Annotated in this window: 11 protein-coding genes; 7 read left to right on the top strand and 4 right to left on the bottom strand. The window is 69.1% G+C overall.

The features are described from left to right. Positions 1-6 precede the first annotated feature (6 nt). The 3 genes from JWS14_RS11530 to JWS14_RS11520 are packed head-to-tail and all read left to right on the top strand — an operon-like array spanning position 7 to position 16782. Positions 7-4458 (top strand): condensation domain-containing protein, encoded by a 4452-nt coding sequence (locus JWS14_RS11530; protein ID WP_206015977.1) that lies wholly within the window; start codon positions 7-9, stop codon positions 4456-4458. Beyond that, a complete protein-coding gene (locus JWS14_RS11525; protein WP_206013177.1) occupies positions 4455-5312 on the top strand; it encodes a 3-hydroxyacyl-CoA dehydrogenase family protein in 858 nt (285 codons plus the stop codon). The genes JWS14_RS11530 and JWS14_RS11525 overlap by 4 nt, the downstream gene beginning before the upstream one ends. Then, entirely contained in the window at positions 5299-16782 is an 11484-nt protein-coding gene (locus tag JWS14_RS11520; protein ID WP_206013175.1) for a non-ribosomal peptide synthetase, read from the top strand. Before JWS14_RS11525 ends, JWS14_RS11520 begins: the two co-directional genes overlap by 14 nt. Here the strand turns inward: JWS14_RS11520 and JWS14_RS11515 are convergent. Further along, positions 16738-17697: an alpha/beta hydrolase gene (locus JWS14_RS11515; protein ID WP_072948524.1), complete on the bottom strand. Its 960-nt coding sequence runs from the start codon at positions 17695-17697 to the stop codon at positions 16738-16740. The two genes, JWS14_RS11520 and JWS14_RS11515, sit on opposite strands and share 45 nt — an antisense overlap. Positions 17698-17789: 92 nt before the next feature. Here JWS14_RS11515 and JWS14_RS11510 point away from each other — a divergent pair, with 92 nt between their 5' ends. After that, the gene (locus JWS14_RS11510) at positions 17790-18131 is read left to right on the top strand and encodes a YidH family protein (protein ID WP_072948522.1); all 342 of its coding nucleotides are present in this window, start codon (positions 17790-17792) and stop codon (positions 18129-18131) included. A 55-nt stretch (positions 18132-18186) separates the two neighbouring features. After that, the gene (gene fgd, locus JWS14_RS11505) at positions 18187-19194 is read left to right on the top strand and encodes a glucose-6-phosphate dehydrogenase (coenzyme-F420) (RefSeq protein WP_206013173.1); all 1008 of its coding nucleotides are present in this window, start codon (positions 18187-18189) and stop codon (positions 19192-19194) included. A 69-nt stretch (positions 19195-19263) separates the two neighbouring features. Here fgd and JWS14_RS11500 read toward each other — a convergent pair whose 3' ends face one another. Further along, positions 19264-20178, bottom strand: a complete 915-nt coding sequence (locus JWS14_RS11500) for an AurF N-oxygenase family protein (protein ID WP_072948521.1) — start codon at positions 20176-20178, stop codon at positions 19264-19266. A gap of 254 nt (positions 20179-20432) precedes the next feature. On the opposite strand from JWS14_RS11500, the gene JWS14_RS11495 reads away from it, so the two are divergent. Next, a complete protein-coding gene (locus JWS14_RS11495) occupies positions 20433-20699 on the top strand; it encodes a hypothetical protein (RefSeq protein WP_012689119.1) in 267 nt (88 codons plus the stop codon). Position 20700: 1 nt separating this feature from the next. On the opposite strand, the gene JWS14_RS11490 is transcribed toward JWS14_RS11495, so the two are convergent. After that, positions 20701-21363, bottom strand: a complete 663-nt coding sequence (locus JWS14_RS11490) for a CatB-related O-acetyltransferase (protein WP_206015975.1) — start codon at positions 21361-21363, stop codon at positions 20701-20703. 148 nt (positions 21364-21511) lie between these two features. On the opposite strand from JWS14_RS11490, the gene JWS14_RS11485 reads away from it, so the two are divergent. Next, the gene (locus JWS14_RS11485; protein WP_206013171.1) at positions 21512-22834 is read left to right on the top strand and encodes an HNH endonuclease; all 1323 of its coding nucleotides are present in this window, start codon (positions 21512-21514) and stop codon (positions 22832-22834) included. A 32-nt stretch (positions 22835-22866) separates the two neighbouring features. Here JWS14_RS11485 and JWS14_RS11480 read toward each other — a convergent pair whose 3' ends face one another. After that, entirely contained in the window at positions 22867-23376 is a 510-nt protein-coding gene (locus JWS14_RS11480) for a nitroreductase/quinone reductase family protein (RefSeq protein WP_072948516.1), read from the bottom strand. Between the last annotated feature and the right edge of the window lies 1 nt (position 23377).

Raw genomic sequence — 23377 nt, 5'->3', positions numbered from 1 at the left:
ACATCGGTGACCATGCGACATTCCACACCGGGTGACGACGACATCGCCGTGGTCGGCATCGCCGCGCGCTACCCCGAGGCCGCCAACCTGGCGGAATTCCGCGCCAACCTCGCGGCGGGCCGGGATTCGGTGCGTCCCCTGTCGCGGTCCCGGGCCGAGGCGACCGGGCTGGGCCCTCCGTCCCACTACCACCCGATGGGATTCGTCGAGGACATCTCCACGTTCGATTACTCCTACTTCACCCTGTCGAAACGGGAAGCGTCGCTGATCGATCCGCAGCAGCGGCTCGCGCTGGTCCTCGCGTATCAGGCGGTCGAGGACGCCGGCTACTCGGTGACCGATTTCCGGGACAGCGCGACCGCGGTGGTGTTCAGTGCCGCCGCGTCGACGTATCCGGCGATGTGGGCGGAACCGGGTGTGCTGAGCACCCTGGGCAACGTTCCGTTCGCCGTCCCTGCCCGGATCGCGTACCACCTCGGCCTCACCGGACCCTGCTACGCCGTCGATTCGGGATGCAACGGATCGCTCATTGCAGTGCACCACGGCTGCCGGGAGCTGCGGTCGGGTGACGCCGACTTCGCCATCGCCGGCGGAGTGAGCCTGCGCGTGAACGGTATCCGCGCCGACATGGCGGAGGGATCCGCGGAACTGATGTCACCCGGCGCGCGCTGCCGCGCATTCGACGCCAACGCGGACGGCACCGCGGTCGGGGAGGGCGGGGCGGCGCTTCTGCTCACCACGATCGCCCGCGCCCGCGCCGACCGCCTCCCGGTCCACGCCGTGATCCGCGGCACCGCCACGATGTCCAGCGGCCATTCGTCCGCGACCATCAGCTCCCCGAGCGCCCGGGCGCAGGTGGCCGTCATTTCCCGGGCCTGGCAGAACGCGGGCCTCACCCCGGACGACGCCGGGTACCTGGAGGCGCACGGTTCGGGAACCCCGCTCGGCGACGCCGTCGAACTCGAAGGGATCGCGGCCGCTTTCCGGGACCGCCCGGGCGTCCTGCCGATCGGTTCGGTGAAGACCAACATCGGGCACCTCGACCACGCGGCCGGGGTGTCCGGGCTCGTGAAGGCGATCATGGCCGTCGAGCACGGCGAGCTGTACCCGTCGCTGCACTTCGAACACCCCACCGGCGGAGTCGATCTGGCCGGCAGCGGCATCGAGGTGGTCACCGGGGCCCGGACGTGGAGCGACGACACCGGGCCGCGGCGGGCGGGGGTGAGTTCGTTCAGCCTCGGCGGCATCAACGCGCACTGCGTGGTGGAACAGCCACCGGAGCGTGCCGTCACCGTCCGACCCGACACCGGCACCACGCGGCTGGTGGGGGTGTCGGCGAAGAGCGTGGGCGCGCTGGCGACGCTGTGCGCCGAACTGGCAACGGCCGTGCGCGCGTACGACCTCGACGACGTCGCCTTCACCCTCAACCGGGGCCGGCCGCACCACGACCACCGGGTGGCCGTGCAGGCACGCAGCATTGCCGAACTCTCGCGGTCGCTCGCCGTACGTGCCGCGGAAGTCGGCGGCCGCGGCGAGAACCCCGCACCGGCCACTCGTCCGCGCCCGGCCGTGGCGTTGCTGCTGTCACCCGACCGGATGCCTGCCGCGCTGCGAGGCCGGGACCTGCCGCCGGAGCTTCCTGTCACCGGCGACGAGGCGGACCTCCTCGCCGGGCAGATCGCCGTACATGGGGAACTCCGCGCCGCCGGTGTCACCGTCGACGCCGTCCTCAGCGGCGGAGTGTCCCGCTACGCCGCCCGGTACCTGCGGGACCCACTGGCGGCGGTGGACGCCGCCGACCTCGCCGCCGCGGCCGCGAACCCCGCGTTCGACACGGACAGACTCGTCGCCGTCGCACAGGGAATGCTCGCCGACGGACCCGTCGTCTTCGTCGAGCCGAGCCCGGCGGGGCGCCTCGGCGCACTACTCGCCGACGCGCTCCGGGACGCCGACATACTTCGTGCGCCGGACACGTCCGACGCGGTCACGGACCTCCTCGCCGGTCTGTACGAGCGTGGAGTCGACCTCGACTGGACGGCCGTCGACGCGAGCGACGAGTCCGCCTGGCGCGTGCGCCTGCCCGGTCACCCGTTGCGCGGTTCACGGTGCTGGTTCGACCTTCCGGGCAGGCCCTACTGGACGGGCACACCCGACGTTCCTTCGGCGGAGCCGAACCCGGAACCGGTGACGGCGGCACCGGAGGACAGCCTCGACTGGCTGCAGACCACACTGCGCGAGCTGCTCCACACCGAGAGGGACGTCGACGCCGAGGACGACTACTTCGACCTCGGCGGAAACTCGCTCATCGGCATGCAACTCGTCGACCGGGTATCGGACCGGTACGGGGTCCGGCCCAAACTCATCGACCTCTACGAGCGGCCGAAGGTGTCGGACTTCGCCGCCCTCCTGGCCGGCGGCACATCCGCGGCCGGCGGGCTGCCCCCGATCACACCGCGCGGGCGGCACGTGATGTCGTTCGGTCAGGTACGCATGTGGTTCCATCATCAGCTCGACGCCGCCACCACCATCTACAACCTCCCGATGGTCAGCGACCTGCACGGTCCGATCGACGAATCCGCCGTCCGTGGAATGTGGGACGACCTCGCCGCACGGCACCGGGTGCTGCTGTCCAATTACGTCGAGGTCGACGGGGAGCCGGAACTGCGGATTCGCGACTCCCTCGGCGATTTCTTCCGCACCGCCGACGTGTCGGGGGAACCGGATCCGGTGGCCGCGGCCCGGGCACTGGTGCACGAGGCCGCGGCGGCGCCGTTCGACCTGGCCACCGATCCGCTCGTGCGGGCACTGCTCATCAGGCTCGGCCCGGACGAGCACGTCCTGCAGGTCACCACCCACCACTCCGTCAACGACGGGGGTTCGCCGAGGATCTTCGAGCAGGAACTGCCCGCCCTGTACGCGGCCCGCCGCGCCGGTCGCCCCGCCGACCTCGCGCCGCTCCCCGTCCAGTACTGGGACTACGCCCTGTGGCAGCGGGAGCTGATCGCGAGCGCCGCGCTCGACGGCGAACTCGACTACTGGAAAACAGTGCTCGACGACGTTCCGCTGCTGCGGCTGCCCACCGACTTCCCGCGCCCGGAGCGGAAGAACTTCACCGGGGCGTTCCACACGTTCACCGTCTCCGAAGAACTGACCCGGAGCCTGCGGGACGTGGCGCGGCGGGAGTCCGTGTCGCTGTTCGTGGTGCTGCTGTCCGCGTTCTACCTCCTCATGGCGAGCCGCAGCCGCCAGCGCGACCTCGTGGTCGGGACGCCGACGACCGGACGCAACCGGCCGGAACTGTCCGGCATGATCGGGTACTTCAACAGCACGGTGGCCCTGCGCGCCGACCTGTCCGGGGAACCGAGCATCTCGGAACTGTGCGTACGGGTGCGGGACGTCGTGCTCGGTGCCCTCGAACACCAGGAGATCCCGTTCGACCGCGTCGTCACCGCACTCACCGGCGACCGCGACCTCAGCCGGACACCACTGTTCGACGTCTGCCACGTCCACCAGGAACTGCCGGCGCTGCAGTCGCAGCACGGACTCACCGAGACGCTGTTCGACCAGGACGACCCCGCCGCCATCGCGTTCGGCGGGGTGCCGTCCGGCACGGCCAAATTCGACCTCACCCTCGTCACCACGGAACGGGGCGGCGAGGACGACATGGCCGCGGGACTCGAGTTCAGCACGGAACTGTTCACCGAACAGACCGCCGCCGGGCTGTGCGACGAATACGTCCGCATCCTGGAGGGAATCGTGGGATCGTCTCGCACGCAGACGATTTCGGTGTTCCTCACAGACTCGTCACCGGCACCTGCGACTGCATCGCCTGTTCCGCTTTCGGTTGCGCCACCACTGGTCCCGGCCGACCGGCCCCGGCAGCCCGCCGACGGCGCCGTACCGCCGATCTATTCCGTGGCACGGGTGACGGCGACGCTCGACGGATACCCGGACCTCCCGGAACTGCTCGCCGCCTGGCTCACCCTGCTCGCCTGGTACACCGCGCAGGACGAGGTGGCGGTGGCCGCGCTCGCGCAGCCGGGGGCGACGCCGCGGATCGTGGCCGTGGACCTGTCCGCGGAACCCACCTACCCGGAACTGGTGGAGACCGTGCACCGCGAGTTGTCTTCGGACCGCGGCGCGGTAGACCCGGCGGCGCAGCACTTCCCGGTGCGCTGCGACGGCGAACGCGCAGGCGGCGACGTCCTGGCGGACCGGTCACCCGTCGAACTCGGGCTGTCGTGGACCCGCGGTCCATCGGCGCTCACCCTCCAACTCGACTACGCCACCGACCTGTTCGACGCGAGCACCGTCGGAGCGATGCTCACCGACCTCCGCCGGCTGCACGCCGGACTGGTGGCTCACCCCGACCTGCCCACCCAGGAGGTGGCGATGGAATACGTGCATCAGGACGACACCGGCTTCACCACCGGCTTCACCTCGGGGGCAGTGCGATGAGCGGAAATGCACTGAGCATCGGTGTGGTGGGGGCGGGAACCATGGGCGCCGGGGTGGCCGAAAGTCTGGCTCGGGCCGGCCACGACGTCACCGTCGTCGACTCCGACCAGCAGGCCGTCGAACAGGCCCGGTCCCGGATGCGCGACTCGCTGCGGCTGGCGATACTCCTCGGCCGGACCGGCGGTCCGAAACCCGCCGAGGTCACCGCGCGGGTGCACTGGACGGGGCAGCTCACCGATCTGTGCGACGTCGCCGTCGTCATCGAGTGCGTCCCCGAGCGAATCGACCTCAAGGAGAAGATATTCGCCGAACTCGACCGGGTCTGCGCACCCGGCGCCCTCCTCGCGTCGTGCACGTCGGGCATCCCCGTCGACCGGCTCGCGGCGAGCACCACCAGGCCGGAACAGGTGGTCGGGCTGCATTTCATGAATCCGGCACCGCTCAAGGACACCGTCGAGGTGGTGCGGGGCCCGCGGACGTCGCCGCAGTCGCTGGACCGTGCGCTGGCTCTCCTCACCTCATTGGGAAAGACCGGCATCGTCGTCGGTGACGGCCCCGGATTCCTGCTGAACCGGGTCCTCATGCTCTGCATCGCCGAGGCGGCGGCCGCCGTCGGCGACGGCATCGCCGACGCGGAGACCGCCGACACGTTGTTCGAAGGCTGCCTCGGCCACCCGATGGGACCGCTGCGGACCGCCGACCTGATCGGCCTGGACAACGTCCACGACACGATGACCGCGCTACGCGAGCTGACCGGCGACGACCACTACCGCCCGCCCGCGACGCTCGTCGCCCTGGTCGAGGCCGGGCACCTGGGGCGCAAGACCGGACGGGGATTCCATGAGTACCGGTGAGGTGCTGCCCCTCACCTACGACCAGATCGCGGTACTCCGCGCCGACCTCGCCGACAACACGTTCGGCCAGTACCTCGAACTCGAGGGCCCACTCGGCGAAGACCGGTTCTGCCGCGCACTGCACCGGACACTGTCCGAATGCCATGGCCTGCATGCCACATTCGTCCTCGACGGCCCCGAGCCCGGACAGATCGCCGGAACCGCGGTCACCGGTCCCGACGTCCTCGACGTCACCGGCCCCGGACTGCTCGCCACGACGTGGATCGACCGGGAACTGGCCCGTCCGATGGACCCCGCCGCCGGGCCGCTGTACGTACACGTCCTGTTCCGGCTACCGCACGGCCGATACGGCTGGTTCCAGCGCTACCACCGCCTGGTCAACGACGAGCCGGGCATGGCGGCGATCGTCCGCCGCACCGCCGAGGCCTATGAGTCGGGTGAGGCGGCGCCGACCGCGCCGCCGGAGACCCTGTCGTTCGCGGCGCCCATCATCCAGCTGACATCCGATGCCCGGTACCGCGAGAGCGACGCCTGGGCGGACGACAGGCACTACTGGGAGCAGTTGTCGGCCGGAGCGGCGCGACAGGAGATCCCACCCGGTCCGGAGGGCAAGCGCCGCGTCACCATTCCCGCCGACGGCACCCTCGTGCGGCTCGCGCGCCGCAGCGGCGGCGGCCCGGCAGCCGTCCTGCTCGCCGCGCTGGCGGTCTACGCCCACAGCCGCACCGGCATCGACGACGTGGTGATCGGACACCGGGAGCACGGCTCCACGACACCCGTGCGACTCACCCTCACACCGGATCTGACGTTCGACACACTGACCCGGCACGTGGGCCTGCAACTCCGCAGATCCCGCAGACACCGGTTCCTCGCCTCCGAAGACGGTGCGGGAGAACCGTGGTCGGTGACGGGCGGAATGCGCGAACCCCTCGGTGTCGAGCGCATCGGGGAGAGTGCCGTCGCCGTCGTGCAGCGGTGGCACTGCGCCGGCAACGGAGCGTTCGTGGAACTCGAGGACCGGGACGGCACCTGGGTCGTCGACGTGCACGGCCCGGCCGACGCCCAGGAGTTCGCCCGAATCCTCACCGCCGCAGCCGCGGATCCGGGTGTGGGTGTGGGTGGGGTGGGTGTGTGGGGGTCGGGTGTGGGGTTGGTGTGTGGTGTGTCGGGTGTGGGGGTGCGGTTGTTGCCGGAGATTTTGGCGGGGGGTGTGGTGGCGGGTGGGGGTGGGGTGGCGGTGTCGTGTGGGGGTGTGGAGTTGTCGTATGGGGAGTTGGATGGGTGGTCGAATCGGTTGGCGCGGGTGTTGATTGGTTGTGGGGTGGGTCCGGAGGTGGTGGTGGGGGTGGTGGTGCCGCGGTCGGTGGAGTTGGTGGTGGCGGTGTGGGCGGTGGTGAAGTCGGGGGGTGTGTTTGTGCCGGTGGATGTGGGGTTGCCGGTGGGGCGGGTGCGGGAGGTGTTGGTGGATTCGGGTGCGGTGGTGGGGTTGTCGGTGTCGGGGGTGGTGGTGCCGGGGGTGGTGGAGTGGTTGCGGGTTGATGATGTGTCGGTGGTGGAGGGGGTGTCGGATGGGGTGGTGTCGGAGGGGGAGCGGTTGGGTGGGTTGGGGGTGGGGAATGCGGCGTATGTGATGTATACGTCGGGGTCGACGGGGCGTCCGAAGGGGGTGGTGGTGTCGCATGGGGGGTTGGCGAATTTGGTGGAGGAGGTGCGGGTTCGGTTTGGGTTGTGGTCGGGGTGTCGGGTGTCGCATGTGGCGTCGCCGGGTTTTGATGCGGCGGTGTACGAGTGGTTGATGGCGTTTTCGGTGGGGGCGTGTTTGGTGGTGGCGCCGCCGGGGGTGTTCGGGGGTGCGGTGTTGGGGGAGTGGTTGGAGGTGGAGGGGGTGTCGCATTGTTTTGTGACGCCGTCGGTGTTGGGTTCGGTGGAGGGGTCGTTGGGGTCGGTGCGGGTGTTGGTGGTGGCGGGGGAGGTGTGTGGTCCGGAGTTGGTGGAGCGGTGGGGTGTGGGTCGGGAGTTGTTCGATGCGTATGGGCCGACCGAGGTGACGGTGCAGGCGACGGTGAGTGGTGCGTTGGTGCCGGGGGGTGTGGTGACGGTGGGTGGTCCGGGGGTGGGTGTTGAGGTGGTGGTGTTGGATTCGTGGTTGCGGCCGGTGCCGGTGGGGGTGGTGGGGGAGTTGTATGTGGGGGGTGTGGGGTTGGCGCGGGGGTATCACGGGTTGGTGGGGTTGACGGCGGCGTCGTTTGTGGCGAGTCCGTTTGGGGTGGGGGCGCGGTTGTATCGGACGGGGGATTTGGTGCGGTGGGATGGGTTGGGGTCGTTGGTGTTTGTGGGGCGGGCTGATTTTCAGGTGAAGGTGCGGGGGCAGCGGGTGGAGTTGGGGGAGGTGGAGTCGGTGTTGGTGTCGTGTCCGGGGGTGGGTGCGGCTGTGGTGGTGGTGGGTTCGGGTGGTGGGTTGGTGGGGTATGTGGTGCCGGAGGTGGGGGTTCGGGTGGATTCGGGTGCGGTGGTGGAGTTTGCGGGGTCGGTGTTGCCGGGTTTTATGGTGCCGTCGGTGGTGGTGGTGTTGGGGGAGTTGCCGGTGACGGCGTCGGGGAAGGTGGACCGTGCCGCACTACCCGCACCCGACATGGCCCCGCGCGGGCCGGACCGCGCGCCACGGAGTGCGGCGGAAGAAACACTGGCGTCCGTGTTCGCCGAAGTACTCGGCGTCGAGAAAGTGGGATTCGATGAGTCGTTCTTCGCGCTGGGCGGCGACAGCATCCTGTCCATCCGCCTCGTGTCACGCGCCAAGGCTCGAGGATTGGTATTCACCCCGCAGCAGGTGTTCGAGCACCGGACGGTGGCGGCGCTCGCAGCGGAATCGGAGATCGCGGACCGTGAAACCACGGTCGCCCTTGCCGAACTCGCGGGCGGTGGAATCGGCACCTTCCCGCCCACCCCGGTGGTCCGGTACCTGATCGAGCGGGGTGGGCACTACGAGAGGTTCAGCCAGAGCGTGCTGCTGGACCTCCCGCGCACCGTCGACTCCGACCGGCTCCTCGCGACCGTCACAGCGGTGCTCGCGCGCCACGACATGCTGCGGTCGCGGCTGTACCGGGACGCGAACGGGCAGTGGCAGATGGAGACTCGCGCCGCGGCCGACGTCGACGCCGCGTCACTGCTTAGGCGGGTCGTCTTCGACCCGGCCACCGATCCCGGCCGATCAGCTGACCTGATCGCGACCGAGCACCAGGCCGCCGTGGAGCGACTGCGCCCGTCCGACGGGGTCGTCGCCCAGTTCGTGTGGCTCGACCCCGCGCCGGCCACCGCAACCCCGGTCCGGTCGGGGCGACTGATCGTGGTCGCACACCACCTCGCGGTCGACGGGGTGTCGTGGCGAATTCTGCTGCCCGACTTCGTGACCGCCTGGCATCAGGTGAGCGCCGGGAGCGTGCCGACCCTGCCGGAACCGGCGACGTCGATGCGCCGGTGGGCGCACGCGCTGGCGGAGGAAGCCGTCCGGAGCGAGCGAACCGCCGAACTGCGGTGGTGGCAGTCCGTCGTCGAGGGACCGGACCCGCTGATCACCGACCGACCCCTCGACCCGGGCGTGGACGTCGCGACCGCCCTGCAGGACGTGAGTGTCGAGACCTCCCTCGACGACACGTCCGTGCTGCTCACCCGCCTACCGGACCTCTATCACGGGGGCGCCCTCGACATTCTGCTGACGGCGCTGGTGGTGGCGTCGTCGAGGTGGCGAGCCGAACGGGGGATCCCGGGAACGTCGACGCTGATCCGATTGGAAGGGCACGGCCGGGAGCAGCAGGTGGTGCCGGGCGCCGACCTGTCCCGCACCGTCGGCTGGTTCACGACGGTCTTCCCGGTTCGCGTCGAACTCCGGGGCATCGACCTCGACGACGCGCTCGCCGGCGGCCGCGGCCTGGGCAGCGCACTGAAACGGGTGAAGGAACACTTCCGGGCGGTGCCGGACATGGGCATCGGCTACGGACTGCTCCGGTACCTGAACCCGGACACCGCGGGCAGCCTGCCGGACCCTGAACCGGGGCAGATCAGTTTCAACTACCTCGGCCAGGTCCCGGATCCGGCGGTCGGCGACACCGAGGCCGGTTGGACCCCCGCCGACGGGTTCGGCGACCTCCGGTACGTCCCGGACCCGGACATGCCGGCGTCGGCCGCAGTCGAGATCAACGCGATCGTCATCGGCGGACGGCTCCGGGTCGGTTTCGGTTTCCCCGACACCCTGCTCGCGCGCGCCGAGGTGGAGAGGCTGGCGGCGCGGTGGCGGGAGGCGCTGTCCGCATTGGTGTCCCACGCACGCAGCGGGATCGCCGGTGGGCTCACGCCCTCGGACGTTCCGCTCGTCGACGTCACCCAGGACGACCTCGAGACGTGGGAAGAACACTTCGGCGCGCTGACCGACGTGTGGCCGCCCACCCCGCTGCAGGCCGGGTTGCTGTTCCACGCCCTGCTCGCGAAACCGTCGATCGACGCCTACACGGTGCAGGTGGAACTGCACCTGAAGGGCGCCGTCGACCCGGACCGGATGCGCCGGGCTGCGGCGGCTCTACTGGAGCGGCACGCGAATCTGCGGGTGGCGTTCGTCCCCGCGCGGGACGGCACGTTCGTGCAGGTGGTGCCCGCGACCGTCGACGTGCCGTTCCGCGCACTCGACCTCACCGGCCTGCCGGAGGCCGAGCGGACCACCGAACTGGAGCGCGTCCTCGCCGCCGACCGGGCCGCACCGTTCGACACGTCCCGGGCCCCCCTGCTGCGGTTCCTGCTCGTGTCGACTAGCAGCCGGGAATCGCGGCTCGTGTGGACCAACCACCACACCCTCCTGGACGGATGGTCGATGCCGCTCGCGATCCGCGAACTGCTCGCGCTCTATGTGGCCGGGGACGCCGATGCGTCGGCGCTACCGCGGCCCCGGCCCTATCGGGACTTCCTGTCATGGCTGCACCGCAGGGACGCGGCCGAATCGCGGGAGGCCTGGGCGGCTGCACTCGCCGGTATCGACGGTCCGACACTGCTCCTGCCCGACGCACGGGGGCGGCAACTGTCGGCTCCCCCCGAGAGCGCCCAGTACGCAGTGTCCGAGGAACTGACCGCCGACCTGACGACCCTCGCGCGGACCCGCAACACGACACTGAACACGGTCACTCAGGTGGCGTGGGGCATCGTGCTGGGCGCCGCGACGTCCCGCGACGACGTGACGTTCGGGAGCACCGTGTCCGGGCGATCGCCGCACCTGCCCGGTGTGGAGTCGATGATCGGGCTGTTCGTCAACACCGTACCCACCCGCATCACCCTCGACCCCCGGGAGACCCTGGGTGCGCTGCTCGACCGGACGCAAGCGGAACAGGCAGCCCTCGTCGACCACCATCACCTCGGCCTCGCCGACATCCAGCGCGCGGTCGGCGCCGACATCGGGTTCGACACCGCGACCGTCTTCGAGTCGTACCCGATCGACCGGGGAGGCCTCACCGAGGACAGCGACCTCGCCGGCATCCGGGTGGTCGACGTGCGCGGCGTCGACGCCACGCACTACCCGCTGAGCGTCGCCTTCTCCGTGGACATCCAGTTGCGCATGACGTTCCACTACCGGCCCGACCTGATCGACCGGGCCACCGTCGGCTCGATCGCGGGACAGGTCACCCGCGTGCTCGAGGCGATGGCGTCGGATCCGGGTGTGGGTGTGGGTGGGGTGGGTGTGTGGGGGTCGGGTGTGGGGTTGGTGTGTGGTGTGTCGGGTGTGGGGGTGCGGTTGTTGCCGGAGATTTTGGCGGGGGGTGTGGTGGCGGGTGGGGGTGGGGTGGCGGTGTCGTGTGGGGGTGTGGAGTTGTCGTATGGGGAGTTGGATGGGTGGTCGAATCGGTTGGCGCGGGTGTTGATTGGTTGTGGGGTGGGTCCGGAGGTGGTGGTGGGGGTGGTGGTGCCGCGGTCGGTGGAGTTGGTGGTGGCGGTGTGGGCGGTGGTGAAGTCGGGGGGTGTGTTTGTGCCGGTGGATGTGGGGTTGCCGGTGGGGCGGGTGCGGGAGGTGTTGGTGGATTCGGGTGCGGTGGTGGGGTTGTCGGTGTCGGGGGTGGTGGTGCCGGGGGTGGTGGAGTGGTTGCGGGTTGATGATGTGTCGGTGGTGGAGGGGGTGTCGGATGGGGTGGTGTCGGAGGGGGAGCGGTTGGGTGGGTTGGGGGTGGGGAATGCGGCGTATGTGATGTATACGTCGGGGTCGACGGGGCGTCCGAAGGGGGTGGTGGTGTCGCATGGGGGGTTGGCGAATTTGGTGGAGGAGGTGCGGGTTCGGTTTGGGTTGTGGTCGGGGTGTCGGGTGTCGCATGTGGCGTCGCCGGGTTTTGATGCGGCGGTGTACGAGTGGTTGATGGCGTTTTCGGTGGGGGCGTGTTTGGTGGTGGCGCCGCCGGGGGTGTTCGGGGGTGCGGTGTTGGGGGAGTGGTTGGAGGTGGAGGGGGTGTCGCATTGTTTTGTGACGCCGTCGGTGTTGGGTTCGGTGGAGGGGTCGTTGGGGTCGGTGCGGGTGTTGGTGGTGGCGGGGGAGGTGTGTGGTCCGGAGTTGGTGGAGCGGTGGGGTGTGGGTCGGGAGTTGTTCGATGCGTATGGGCCGACCGAGGTGACGGTGCAGGCGACGGTGAGTGGTGCGTTGGTGCCGGGGGGTGTGGTGACGGTGGGTGGTCCGGGGGTGGGTGTTGAGGTGGTGGTGTTGGATTCGTGGTTGCGGCCGGTGCCGGTGGGGGTGGTGGGGGAGTTGTATGTGGGGGGTGTGGGGTTGGCGCGGGGGTATCACGGGTTGGTGGGGTTGACGGCGGCGTCGTTTGTGGCGAGTCCGTTTGGGGTGGGGGCGCGGTTGTATCGGACGGGGGATTTGGTGCGGTGGGATGGGTTGGGGTCGTTGGTGTTTGTGGGGCGGGCTGATTTTCAGGTGAAGGTGCGGGGGCAGCGGGTGGAGTTGGGGGAGGTGGAGTCGGTGTTGGTGTCGTGTCCGGGGGTGGGTGCGGCTGTGGTGGTGGTGGGTTCGGGTGGTGGGTTGGTGGGGTATGTGGTGCCGGAGGTGGGGGTTCGGGTGGATTCGGGTGCGGTGGTGGAGTTTGCGGGGTCGGTGTTGCCGGGTTTTATGGTGCCGTCGGTGGTGGTGGTGTTGGGGGAGTTGCCGGTGACGGCGTCGGGGAAGGTGGACCGTGCCGCACTACCCGCACCCGAGGCTCCGGTGCGGATGTTCCGGGCGCCGGCCACGCCGTTCGAGGCCGTCGTCGCCGACGTGTTCGGTGAGGTCCTCGGCGTCGACCGCGTCGGGGCCGAAGACCACTTCTTCCGTCTGGGGGGAGATTCGCTGTCCGCCACCCGTGTGGTCGCCCGCGTCGACGCGGCTCTCGGCGTCGACGTCGGCGTGCACGCCCTGTTCGAGGCGCCGACCGTGGCGGAGTTCGCGGAACGCGCGGCGAAGGCCGGTGCGCCGACACACCGGCCGGAACTGCGGGCGGCGCCGCGACCCGCGCGAATTCCGCTGTCCCTGGCCCAGACCCGCATGTGGTTCCTCAACCAGTTCGATACCTCCTCGCCTGCCTACAACATCGCCATGGCGTTCCGCCTCACCGGCGCACTCGACCTCGACGCCCTGCACGCCGCGGTGTCCGACGTGGTGCGACGCCACGAGACGCTCCGCACCCGGTTCCCGATGGCCGGCGAAGAACCGGTGCAGGTGATCGTGCCCGCCGCCGATGCGGTTCCGGACCTGCCCGTCACTACGGTGTCCAGCGAGGCGGAGTTGCGGGAGCTGCTGTCGGCGGCGGTCGCGCAGGGATTCGACGTCACGGAACAGATTCCGTTGCGGGCGGACGTGTTCGAGACCTCCGGCACCGACCGGACGCTGCTCGTGGTGGTCCATCACATCGTCGCGGACGGAGTGTCGATGGTCCCGCTCGCGCGCGACGTGACGACGGCCTACACCGCCCGGTCGGCCGGGCACGCCCCCGACTGGCCACCGACCACGGTCCAGTACGCCGATTTCACGCTCTGGCAGCGCCGACTCCTCGGCTCGGAAGACGATCCGCAGTCACTGGTGTCGCAGCAATTGGACTACTGGCGCAGCACACTGGCCGGGCTCCCCGCCGCGCTGGACCTGCCCGCCGACCGCCCGCGGTCGCTGCAACGCACACCGGACGGGAGCCGGGTCGGGTTCGAGATCGACGCCGACCTGCATCGCCGGCTGCTGGCGACGGCGTCCACGCACCAGTCGACGGTGTTCATGGTCGCGCACGCCGCCCTGGCCGCGTTCCTCGCGAGAATGTCCGGCACCGGGGACATCGCCGTCGGCACCCCCGTCGCCGGACGCGGCGAGGCCGCACTCGACGACGTCGTCGGAATGTTCGTCAACACCGTCGTCCTGCGGACCGTCGTGTCCGACGCGGACCGGTTCTCCGACCTGCTCGACCAGGTACGCGACGTCGACCTCGGTGCGTACGCGCACGCGGAGGTGCCGTTCGAGAAGGTCGTGGAAGCACTCGATCCGCCCCGCTCCACGGCGCATTCACCGCTGTTCCAGGTGCTGCTCGAATTCCAGAACGTCCAGCGCCCCGACCTCTCGCTGCCGGGCGTCGAGGTGCGCGGCATCGACCTCGGTGCCACGATCGCCCGGTTCGACCTGCAGCTGACACTGGCCGAGGAGTACACGGACGACGGAACGCCGGCCGGCATCACCGCCGGTTTCGCCTACGCCACCGACCTTTTCGACGCCGACACCGTCGCAGGCCTGGCAGACCGGTTCGTCCGGATGCTCGATGCGACCGTATCCGATTCGTCGATCCGGGTCGGCGACCTCGAGATCCTGGACGCCCTCGAACGGGACGAACTCGTACCGATGCGCGGCTTCCCCGCGGTCGCGGAACGCAGGCTTCCCGACGTCCTCACCGCGGGCGCCGCGCTCGCACCGGGCGCGACCGCGGTGTCGTGCGAAGGCGTCACGCTGTCGTACCGGGAACTCGACGAGCAGTCGAACCGGCTGGCCAGGGCGCTGATCGACCGCGGCGCCGGTCCGGACGCCTTCGTCGCGATCGGGGTGCCCCGGTCGATCGACTGGGTGCTGTCGGTGTGGGCGGTCGCGAAATCGGGGGCGGCCTACGTGCCGGTGGACCCCGCCCTGCCGCCCGCGCGCACCGGCGGCATGCTCGAAGATTCGGGTGCGATGCTCGGGCTGACGGTGACCGCGCACCGCGACCGGCTGCCCGGGGTGGTGCCGTGGCTGCTGCTCGACGATCCCGACGTCGTGAACGGATATTCCGGCGACGCGGTGACCGACGCCGACCGTCTGCGTCCGCTGAGAGTCGAGCACGCCGCGTTCCTGCTCTACACGTCGGGGTCGACGGGAACACCGAAGGGCGTCGTGCTCACACACGGCGGCATCGCGAATCTCGCTGTCGAGGAACGGGAACGGTTCGCGTCGATGCACGGGGCGCGGGTGTCGCACCTGGCGTCGCCGAGCTTCGACGCGTCCCTGTTCGAACTGCTGATGGCGTTCGCCGTCGGCGCGACGCTGGTGGTCGTGCCCCCGACGGTGCTCGGGGGACGGGAACTGGCCGAACTCCTCGCGAGCGAGCACGTCTCGCACGCGTTCTTCACCCCCACCATCCTCGACACCCTCCGCCCCGAGGATCTGCCGTCACTGCGGATTCTCGCCGTCGCGGGCGAACGGTTCCCACCCGAGATCGCCGACCGCTGGACCCCGGGACGGTTCGTCTTCAACGGATACGGACCCACCGAGGCGACGGTGCAGACCACGATCAGCGAGGTGCTGTCGCCCGACGAATCGGTGAACGTCGGCGGTCCGGGGCGGGGCGTCGACGTGATCGTGGTCAACACCTGGTTGCAGCCCGTCCCGGTGGGGGTGATCGGAGAACTGTACGTCGCGGGACCGGGGCTGGCACGCGGCTACCACCGGCGTCCGGCGCTCACGGGTGCGTCCTTCGTCGCGAATCCGTTCGGCGAAGCGGGCTCCCGCATGTACCGCACCGGCGACCTCGTGCGGTGGACGGAGATCGGGCGGCTGGAGTATGTGGGACGCAACGACTTCCAGGTGAAGATCCGCGGACAGCGGGTGGAGTTGGGCGAGATCGAATCGGTGCTGTCCCGCTGCTACGGCGTCGGCCGGGCGGCGGTCGCCGTGCACAGCGGCACCGGCGACCGGCTGGTGGGATACGTGACGGCGGAGCCCGGCGCGAGCATCGACACCGCCGAGGTGCTCCGGTACGCCGGGTCGCATCTCGCGCCGTACATGGTGCCCACCCAGCTGGTGGTCCTCGACCGGCTGCCCGTCGGCCGCACCGGCAAGCTGGACCGCCGGGCGCTCCCCGCCCCCGTGCTCGCGCCCCGGGAGTTCCGGGCACCGGCCACCCCGGTGGAGGAGGTCGTCGCGGAGGTCTTCGCCGACGTGCTCGGCATCGACCGTGTCGGGGCCGACGACGACTTCTTCGAACTCGGCGGCAACTCGCTCGTCGCGACCCGGGTGGCGTCCGCGCTCCGGGACCGGCTCGGCACCGACGTCGTCCTGCAGTGGATCTTCCGCAACCCGACCCCGGAGGGCCTCGCCCGCCGGATCGTCGACCCGTCGGTGCTCGGAAGCATGCCGGCCGACGACGTGCTGAACGTCGTCGTCCCGCTCCGGGCGTCCGGCGCGCAACCCGCCCTCTTCTGTGTGCACCCGGCGGGCGGACTCGCGCTGGGCTACGCCGGACTGATCGGGCACCTCTCGCCCGACCGTCCGGTGTACGGGCTGCAACTGCCGATCCTCAGCGGCGGAACGACGTTCGAGTCGATGGAACAACTCGCTCACCGATACGTGGTCGAGATGCGTGCCGTCCAGCCCCGGGGGCCGTACCACCTGCTCGGCTGGTCGCTCGGCGGTGTCATCGCCCAGGCGATTGCCGTGGAACTCCGTGAGTCGGGCGCCGAGGTCGGCACCCTCGCGATGATGGACAGCTACGTCGCGGAGGGCGAAAACTTCGGTGACCTCGAAGTGAACGCCGAGGAGTGGTTGCACGGGCTGGGCGTCGAATTCGAGGGCAGCGACGACGCCGGCACGTCGTACCGCGAGCAACTGCTCGAGATGCTCGGACGCTCGTTCGGCCGGGACCCGGCGTTCGCGTCGACCCTCCTCGCTCGCATCAGCACCGGGCTGGAGAACTCGAAGCAGATCTCCACCGGACACCGCCCGCGCGTGTTCGACGGCGACCTGCTGTTCTTCAGCGCCGCGCAATCCGCCGAAGGGGAAGAAGGCGAACGGCCGTCGCCGGGCGTCTGGCAGCCCGCGATCACCGGTGTCATCGTCGAGAACAAGGTGGACTGCGACCATCTGCGGATGACCACACCGCAAGCCCTCGCGGTGATCGGACCGATCCTGGAGAACTCCCTGGGGTCAGGCCCCGATCGCTCTGCCGATGACGGGCCAGGACTCCCGTAGCTCCGTCTCGAACAGCCCCCACGAATGGGTGCCCTGCGAGAGATACGCGAACGTCGCCGGAATCCCCAGCGAGTGCAATCGCGACTGGAACGCGACCGCACACACGTTGGTCACCATCTCGACCGCGCTGCCGCCGATCGTCTGCGGCACCACCAGCACCGGGTCGTGGTTGTCGATGCCGCCCGGAAGTCCGTTGCCGCTCGAGACGAACAACTCTGTGCCGCGCAGACGTTCGGCGTTCACCATCGGATCGTGCACCCGCCACTGTGGGTCCACAGCAGAGCCCCACATGTTGGTCGCGTTGCCGCCGCCCCGCAATTCCACCATCGACCGCACCATCGCCTGGCCGAGCAGTCCACTCGTCGCGGCGCAACCGCTGTACGAGCCGACGGCCCGGTAGAACCCCGGAGCCTGGACCGCGAGGTCGAGCACCGCGCCGCCAGCCATCGACACCCCGCCGATGGCGTTCGCCCCGGTGGTCGCGAACCGGCCGTCGATCGCGGCGGGAAGTTCGCTCGTCAGGTACGTCTGCCACTTGTTCCTGCCGAGGACCGGGTCGTCGGCATCCCAGTCGGTGTACATGCTGTACTGCCCGCCGATCGGCATTACCACGTTGACGTGCTTGTCGGCGAAGAAGTCCCGCACACCGGTGTTGTTGAACCACGAGATCCCATCCGAGCCGCCGCCGATGCCGGTGAGGAGGTAGAACGTGGGCGCCGGACCTGCCGACGCCGGAGAGATCACGTCGTTGGCCACCCACCGGCCCATCGACTCCGAATAGACGTCCACCCTGGTGATGCGCGGCTCCGCCGAAGCAGGCGACGGTCCGAGCGCCGCCCACGCGGAGAAGACCAGCAGCATCACCGCCGCAACACGCAGAGAGATCGCGGATCGCAGAGCTTCGAACGGTCGCATGGACGCCCCCTGGCTGTGGCCTGCCCTTCCAATCTAGGACTGCGGGGTACCTGCTTGGTGCGGTTCCCGTGAACCGGTGTAAAGATGATTCGGTGACCGACAACGACCGGCCCGACGAACGTTTCACGCTCGCAAGCGAGCGGACGTTCCTCGCCTGGATGCGGAGTTCACTCGCACTCCTGGCCGGTGGCATCGCGATGATCCACCTGGTCCCCGAATTCAGCACCGGATGGGTGCGGACGACCCTAGGACTGATCCTGATCGGCCTCGCCGCCGCCGCGGCCCTCGTCGGGATGCGGCGGTGGTCGCAGGTCGAGAGGGCGCTGCGCGACGGCGCACCGATGCCGCCGCCCCACGAGTTGTGGTTGTTCGCGGTGACCCTGACGGTGGTGGCACTGGGAGCGGCGCTCGCCAGCCTGGTGGCCGCGCTCTAACCTGCAGAAGAGGTTTGCATCTCGCGAACCGGACGTGAAGACGAAGGAGTACACGGTGGCCCACGAACTCAAGCTCGGTTACAAGGCGTCCGCGGAACAGTTCGGTCCGCGGGAGTTGGTGGAGCTGGGTGTGCTGGCGGAGCGGCACGGGATGGATTCGGCGACGGTGTCGGATCATTTTCAGCCGTGGCGGCACGAGGGTGGTCATGCGCCGTTCTCGCTGGCGTGGATGACGGCGGTGGGGGAGCGGACGGAGCGGCTGCAGTTGGGGACGTCGGTGATGACGCCGACGTTCCGGTACAACCCGGCGGTGGTGGCGCAGGCGTTCGCCACGATGGGTTGTCTGTATCCGGGGCGGATCATGCTCGGTGTCGGTACCGGCGAGGCGCTCAACGAGATCGCGACCGGTTTTGCCGGGGAGTGGCCGGAATTCAAGGAGCGGTTCGCGCGCCTGCGGGAAGCGGTCCGGCTGATGCGGGAACTCTGGCTCGGTGACCGGGTCGATTTCGAGGGCGACTACTTCAACACCAAGGGGGCGTCGATCTACGACGTGCCCGAGGGCGGGATCCCGGTGTACATCGCCGCGGGTGGTCCGGTGGTGGCCCGGTACGCCGGTCGCAGTGGTGACGGGTTCATCTGCACGTCGGGCAAGGGCATGGAGTTGTACACGGAGAAGTTGATGCCTGCGGTCGCGGAGGGGGCGGCCAAGGCGGAGCGGGATGTCGCGGAGATCGACAAGATGATCGAGATCAAGATTTCGTACGACACGGATCCGGAGTTGGCGCTCGAGAACACGCGGTTCTGGGCGCCGTTGTCGTTGACGCCGGAGCAGAAGCATTCGATCGAGGATCCGATCGAGATGGAGAAGGCGGCGGATGCGTTGCCGATCGAGCAGGTGGCGAAGCGGTGGATCGTGGCGTCGGATCCGGACGAGGCGGTGGCGCAGATCCGCCCGTACCTCGACGCCGGGTTGAACCACCTCGTGTTCCACGCCCCCGGGCACGATCAGAAGCGGTTCCTGGAACTCTTCGAGCGCGATCTCGCGCCCCGGCTGCGGGGGTAGGCGGCTCCGCCGCCCGTGCGTGGTTGACGAGCGCAGGGACTCGTTAGCCACTCACGGGCCCGAAGGGCCTCAGAGCATGTTCACGCGCTTGTAGAGCCGCCGGGAAGGACCGCCCAGCAGATCGGCCTCGTCCAGGAACCGCATGAGCGGCTGCGAACTCTCCCGGATCTTCTCGGCCCGGAACCGGTTTTTCTTCGCCTCGCGCACCGCGCGTTCGGTGTCGAGGCCGGCTGCCGCGTAGACGGCCGGGTTGATCATGCTGGAGACGATCAGGTTCGACGCGATCGCGATGCAGGCGCGGCTCGCCGCGCGGTGCACCCTGCTCATGCCCTCGGCCCGTCGCAGGGTCTCCTCCCGGGCGAAGCGCATGTGCCGGGCCTCTTCGACCACGTGAATCTTGCTGGTGACGCGGACGATCGGCTGGACGCGGGTGTCCTTCATCCAGTCGCGCTGCATCACGTCGAGGATCTCCTCGGCGACGAGAATGCCGGCGTACGCGACCTCCCCCGACGCGAGCGCCTTGAATCCGCGCCCCAGCGTGACCACCGACTTGCGCGGAACGTAGGAGGGGCATCCGAACTTCTCGGCGGTGCGCGCGAACATCACGGAGTGCCTGCATTCGTCGGCCACCTCCGTCAGCGCGAACTGGAAATGCGCCTGTGAGGCGTCCTTGGCGTACATGTCCCGGATGACCATCTGCTGGAGAATCATCTCGAACCAGATTCCGGTGCCCATGATCGACGACACCTCGTGCTTCGTCAGCGTGATCTGCTGCGCGAACGTCATCTCGTCCCACATCGGCGTGCCGTACAGCGAGGACCACTCGGGAGTGAGGCCGTACAGGTCGTCGGGGACGGGCGCGTCCCAGTCCACCTCGACCGTCGGGTCGTACGACATGCGTGCGGAGGACTGGAGAAGCCGGGCGCCGGTGTCCTGGCGATCCGTGATCTTCGGATTGCGGATAGCGAGCGTCGAGCGTGCCATGAGATCCCTCCATGTCAGTGTAACCAGCAGTTACATCTAATCATGGCGGAGGGTTCTCTTGACGTCAATGGCTCTTGTGTACAAATGATGGACAACTGTCGCGTGGTTCTTCGGGAGTCAAGGCCTCGGTGATGATCCCCACAACTCCGACTCGGGGCTTGCTCAAAATTTGCCGATCGTCTGTAGTGAGTTCTCGGCAGCGGGCCCGGATGATCCCTTGCCTGGCACCACCCGGCAGAAAGTGGAATGAACCCATGTCTGATCAGAAGAGTGCCGCACAGCCCCACAGTGCCGATGTCGTCGTCGGTGCTCGCGTTCGCGTCCGCCGCGACGCCGACGCTCCCGCGCCGGGCGTCGTGATCGAGGATTTCGCGGACCTGTCCCAGTCCGAGGGACTCCTCGGGCGCGATTGGGCGCCCGTGCACCGCTGGGCCGTCGCCCTCGACGACGGACGCCTCGTCTTCGCCGACGACGGCGAACTCGACCTCGACACCGAGTCGCCCAAAGCTGCGTGCGGCTGATTCAGCCGAGTCCGTCGGCGATCTCCTGAAGTTGCTCGACAGTACCTGCGGCGATCGTTCGCACCTGTTCGGTGATGACGGAGATCGGCCAGTCCCACCACGCGATGCGCACCAGCGCGGCGATCTCGGATTCCGAATAGCGGTCCTTGATGTGGACGGCCGGATTCCCGCCCACGACGGCATAGTCCGGCACCGATCGCGTCACCACCGAACCGGTCGACACGATCGCGCCGTGCCCGATGCGCACGCCGGGCATGATCGTCGCGTTGCCCCCGATCCACACGTCGTTGCCGACGACCGTGTCGCCGCGGGACGGTAGATCCGCGAGCAGATCGGCATGCTCGGCCCACGCGCCTCCCATGATCGGAAAGGGGAAGGTCGAGACGCCGCTCATCCGATGGTTCGCGCCGTTCATGATGAACGTCGTCCCCGTCGCGAACGCGCAGAACATTCCGATGATCAATCGATCCGGACCGTAGTGGTGCAGGACATTTCGCGTCTCGAACTCGTCCGCGAACTCGGGATCGTCGTAATAGCTGTACTCCCCGACCTCGATCAGCGGGTTGTCGATCAGGGGTTTGAGCAGGACTACCCTGGGCTGACCCGAAACGGGGTGCAGTGTCATCGGATCCGGTGCGGCACTCGTGGGCAACTGCTTCTCCATTCCTTGGCGCAGGCGTGCGCGACCTCCTGTATAGCGCCGTGTGGCGCTGCGCTGCACGCGGTTTACGGCGGATTCGGCTATTGCCATGAGTTATGGGTGATTGCTAGAGTCGAACAAAGTTTCGAACAACCTCGGGGGAGGGCTGGTCGTGGGGGATGTGGTTGCACCGGATCTGGAGGAGTTGCGGGCGTTCACGGCGCGGTTGCGGTGTGTCGGGCCGTGTGGTGAGGCGGGGTTGGGCATCGAGTGGCTCGACGCGGTGGAGGCGCTGAAGTCGGTGGGGTGTGCGGTGCAGGCGGTGGTCACCGACGATGTCGCCACCTGCATGCGGGAGGACCGCAAGGTTCGGGGGTTGCCGCGGGCGGAGTGGGACCGCGGTATCGCCTCACAGATCGCGTTGGCGCGCAGGGAGTCCCCGAACCGCGGCGGCCGGCATCTGGGGTTCGCTCGGGCGGTGGTGCACGAGATGCCGCACACGTTGGCGTTGTTGCGGTCCGGTCGGTTGAACGAGTGGCGTGCCACCCTCCTGGTGGGGGAAACAGCCGGTCTGTCGGCGGCGGATCGTGCGGTGGTGGATCGCCGGTTGTGTTCGGACCCGGACATTCTCGACGGGGTCGGGGACCGCGGCCTGGTCGCGAAGGCGAAGGCCCTGGCGGTGGAACTGGATGCGGCCGCGGTCGTGGCCCGGTACCGCAAGGCGGTCTCGGAGCGGCGGGTCACGACACGGCCGGCGCCGGATTCGATGGCGTATCTGAGTGTGCTGCTGCCGATGGAACAGGCCGTCTGCCTACATGCCACATTGGGGCGCGACGCGGACAGTCTCATCGCCACCGGGAACAGCGGTGGCCGCACTCGGAATCAGGTGATGGCGGATCTGTTGTTCGACCGCGGCACCGGGGCATCGGTGACCTCGGGGGTGCCGGTGGCGGTGAACCTGGTGATCTCCGACGAAACACTGCTGGCGGGTGAGAGCGAGGCGGCGGACCTGGTGGGGTTCGGGCCGGTGCCGGCGGGGATCGCCCGGAAACTGGTGGCGGACGCCCTTGAGGGGGAGACCGAAACCACGTTGCGGTTGATTTACTCGTGCCCGGTGTCGGGGTCGTTGACGGCGATGGAATCGCAGGCGCGGACGTTCCCGAAAAGCTTGCGGAAGTTGATCGATCTCCGGGACCGGACGTGCCGGACGCCGTGGTGTGATGCGCCGATCCGCCATCATGATCACATTCTCTCGCGCCGCAAGAAGGGTGCCACCACGGCAGATAATGGGGCCGGGTTGTGTGCGGCCTGCAATTACGCGAAGGAGGGCGACGGCTGGACCGCGCGCCCCGTCGGTAGGCATGGCCGAACGCATCTCTTCGACCTCGGCACTCCGACGGGGCACCATTACCGGTCCGCGGCCCCGCGCCTCCCGTCCGCGGCACGACGGTCGGAGATCGAAGCGATCCTCATCGCGCATCTGCGAGCGTCATGAGTTCGAACCGGGGCGCGGCCGCGCGGAACGTCTCACGCGGCGGTGAGTGCGAACACCCGCATCGTGCGGTTCGTTCGGTGCTCGTAGACGCCGTAGACGCGCACCATCTCGTCGAATTCGCGATAGATCCGCGTCCGCTCCGGTTCCGCGAGCAGGGTTGCGGTGACGGGGATGTCCTTCCCGCCGATGGTGACCTTCGCGTTCGGCTGGGCGAGGAGGTTCGCCGACCACGCCGGGTGGTGATCCTGCCCGAAGTTGCTGCCCACGACGAAGATCTGCTGTCCTTCGCGGTAGTACAGGAGTGGGCTCGTCCGCGGCGCGCCCGATTTCCGACCCGTGGTGGTCAGCAGGACCACCGGTGCGGCGATCGGGCCGAGGATCGTGAAGCGTCCCCTGCTCTTCTGCAGGAGCAGGCGATCCACTCCGGCGAGGTTCCGGATCACCCACGATCCGGGTCGGGTGGCGGCAAACGTAGCGGCGGGTTCGCGGAGGAAACTGGTCTCGCTGCCCCATCGGACGTCGGGGAAGGGTGATTCGGCCATA

This window comes from Rhodococcus koreensis (assembly GCF_017068375.1).
Taxonomy (GTDB): domain Bacteria; phylum Actinomycetota; class Actinomycetes; order Mycobacteriales; family Mycobacteriaceae; genus Rhodococcus_F; species Rhodococcus_F koreensis.
The sequence above is the reverse complement of the archived record's forward strand: the minus strand, read 5'-3'. Positions and strand labels throughout refer to the sequence as shown.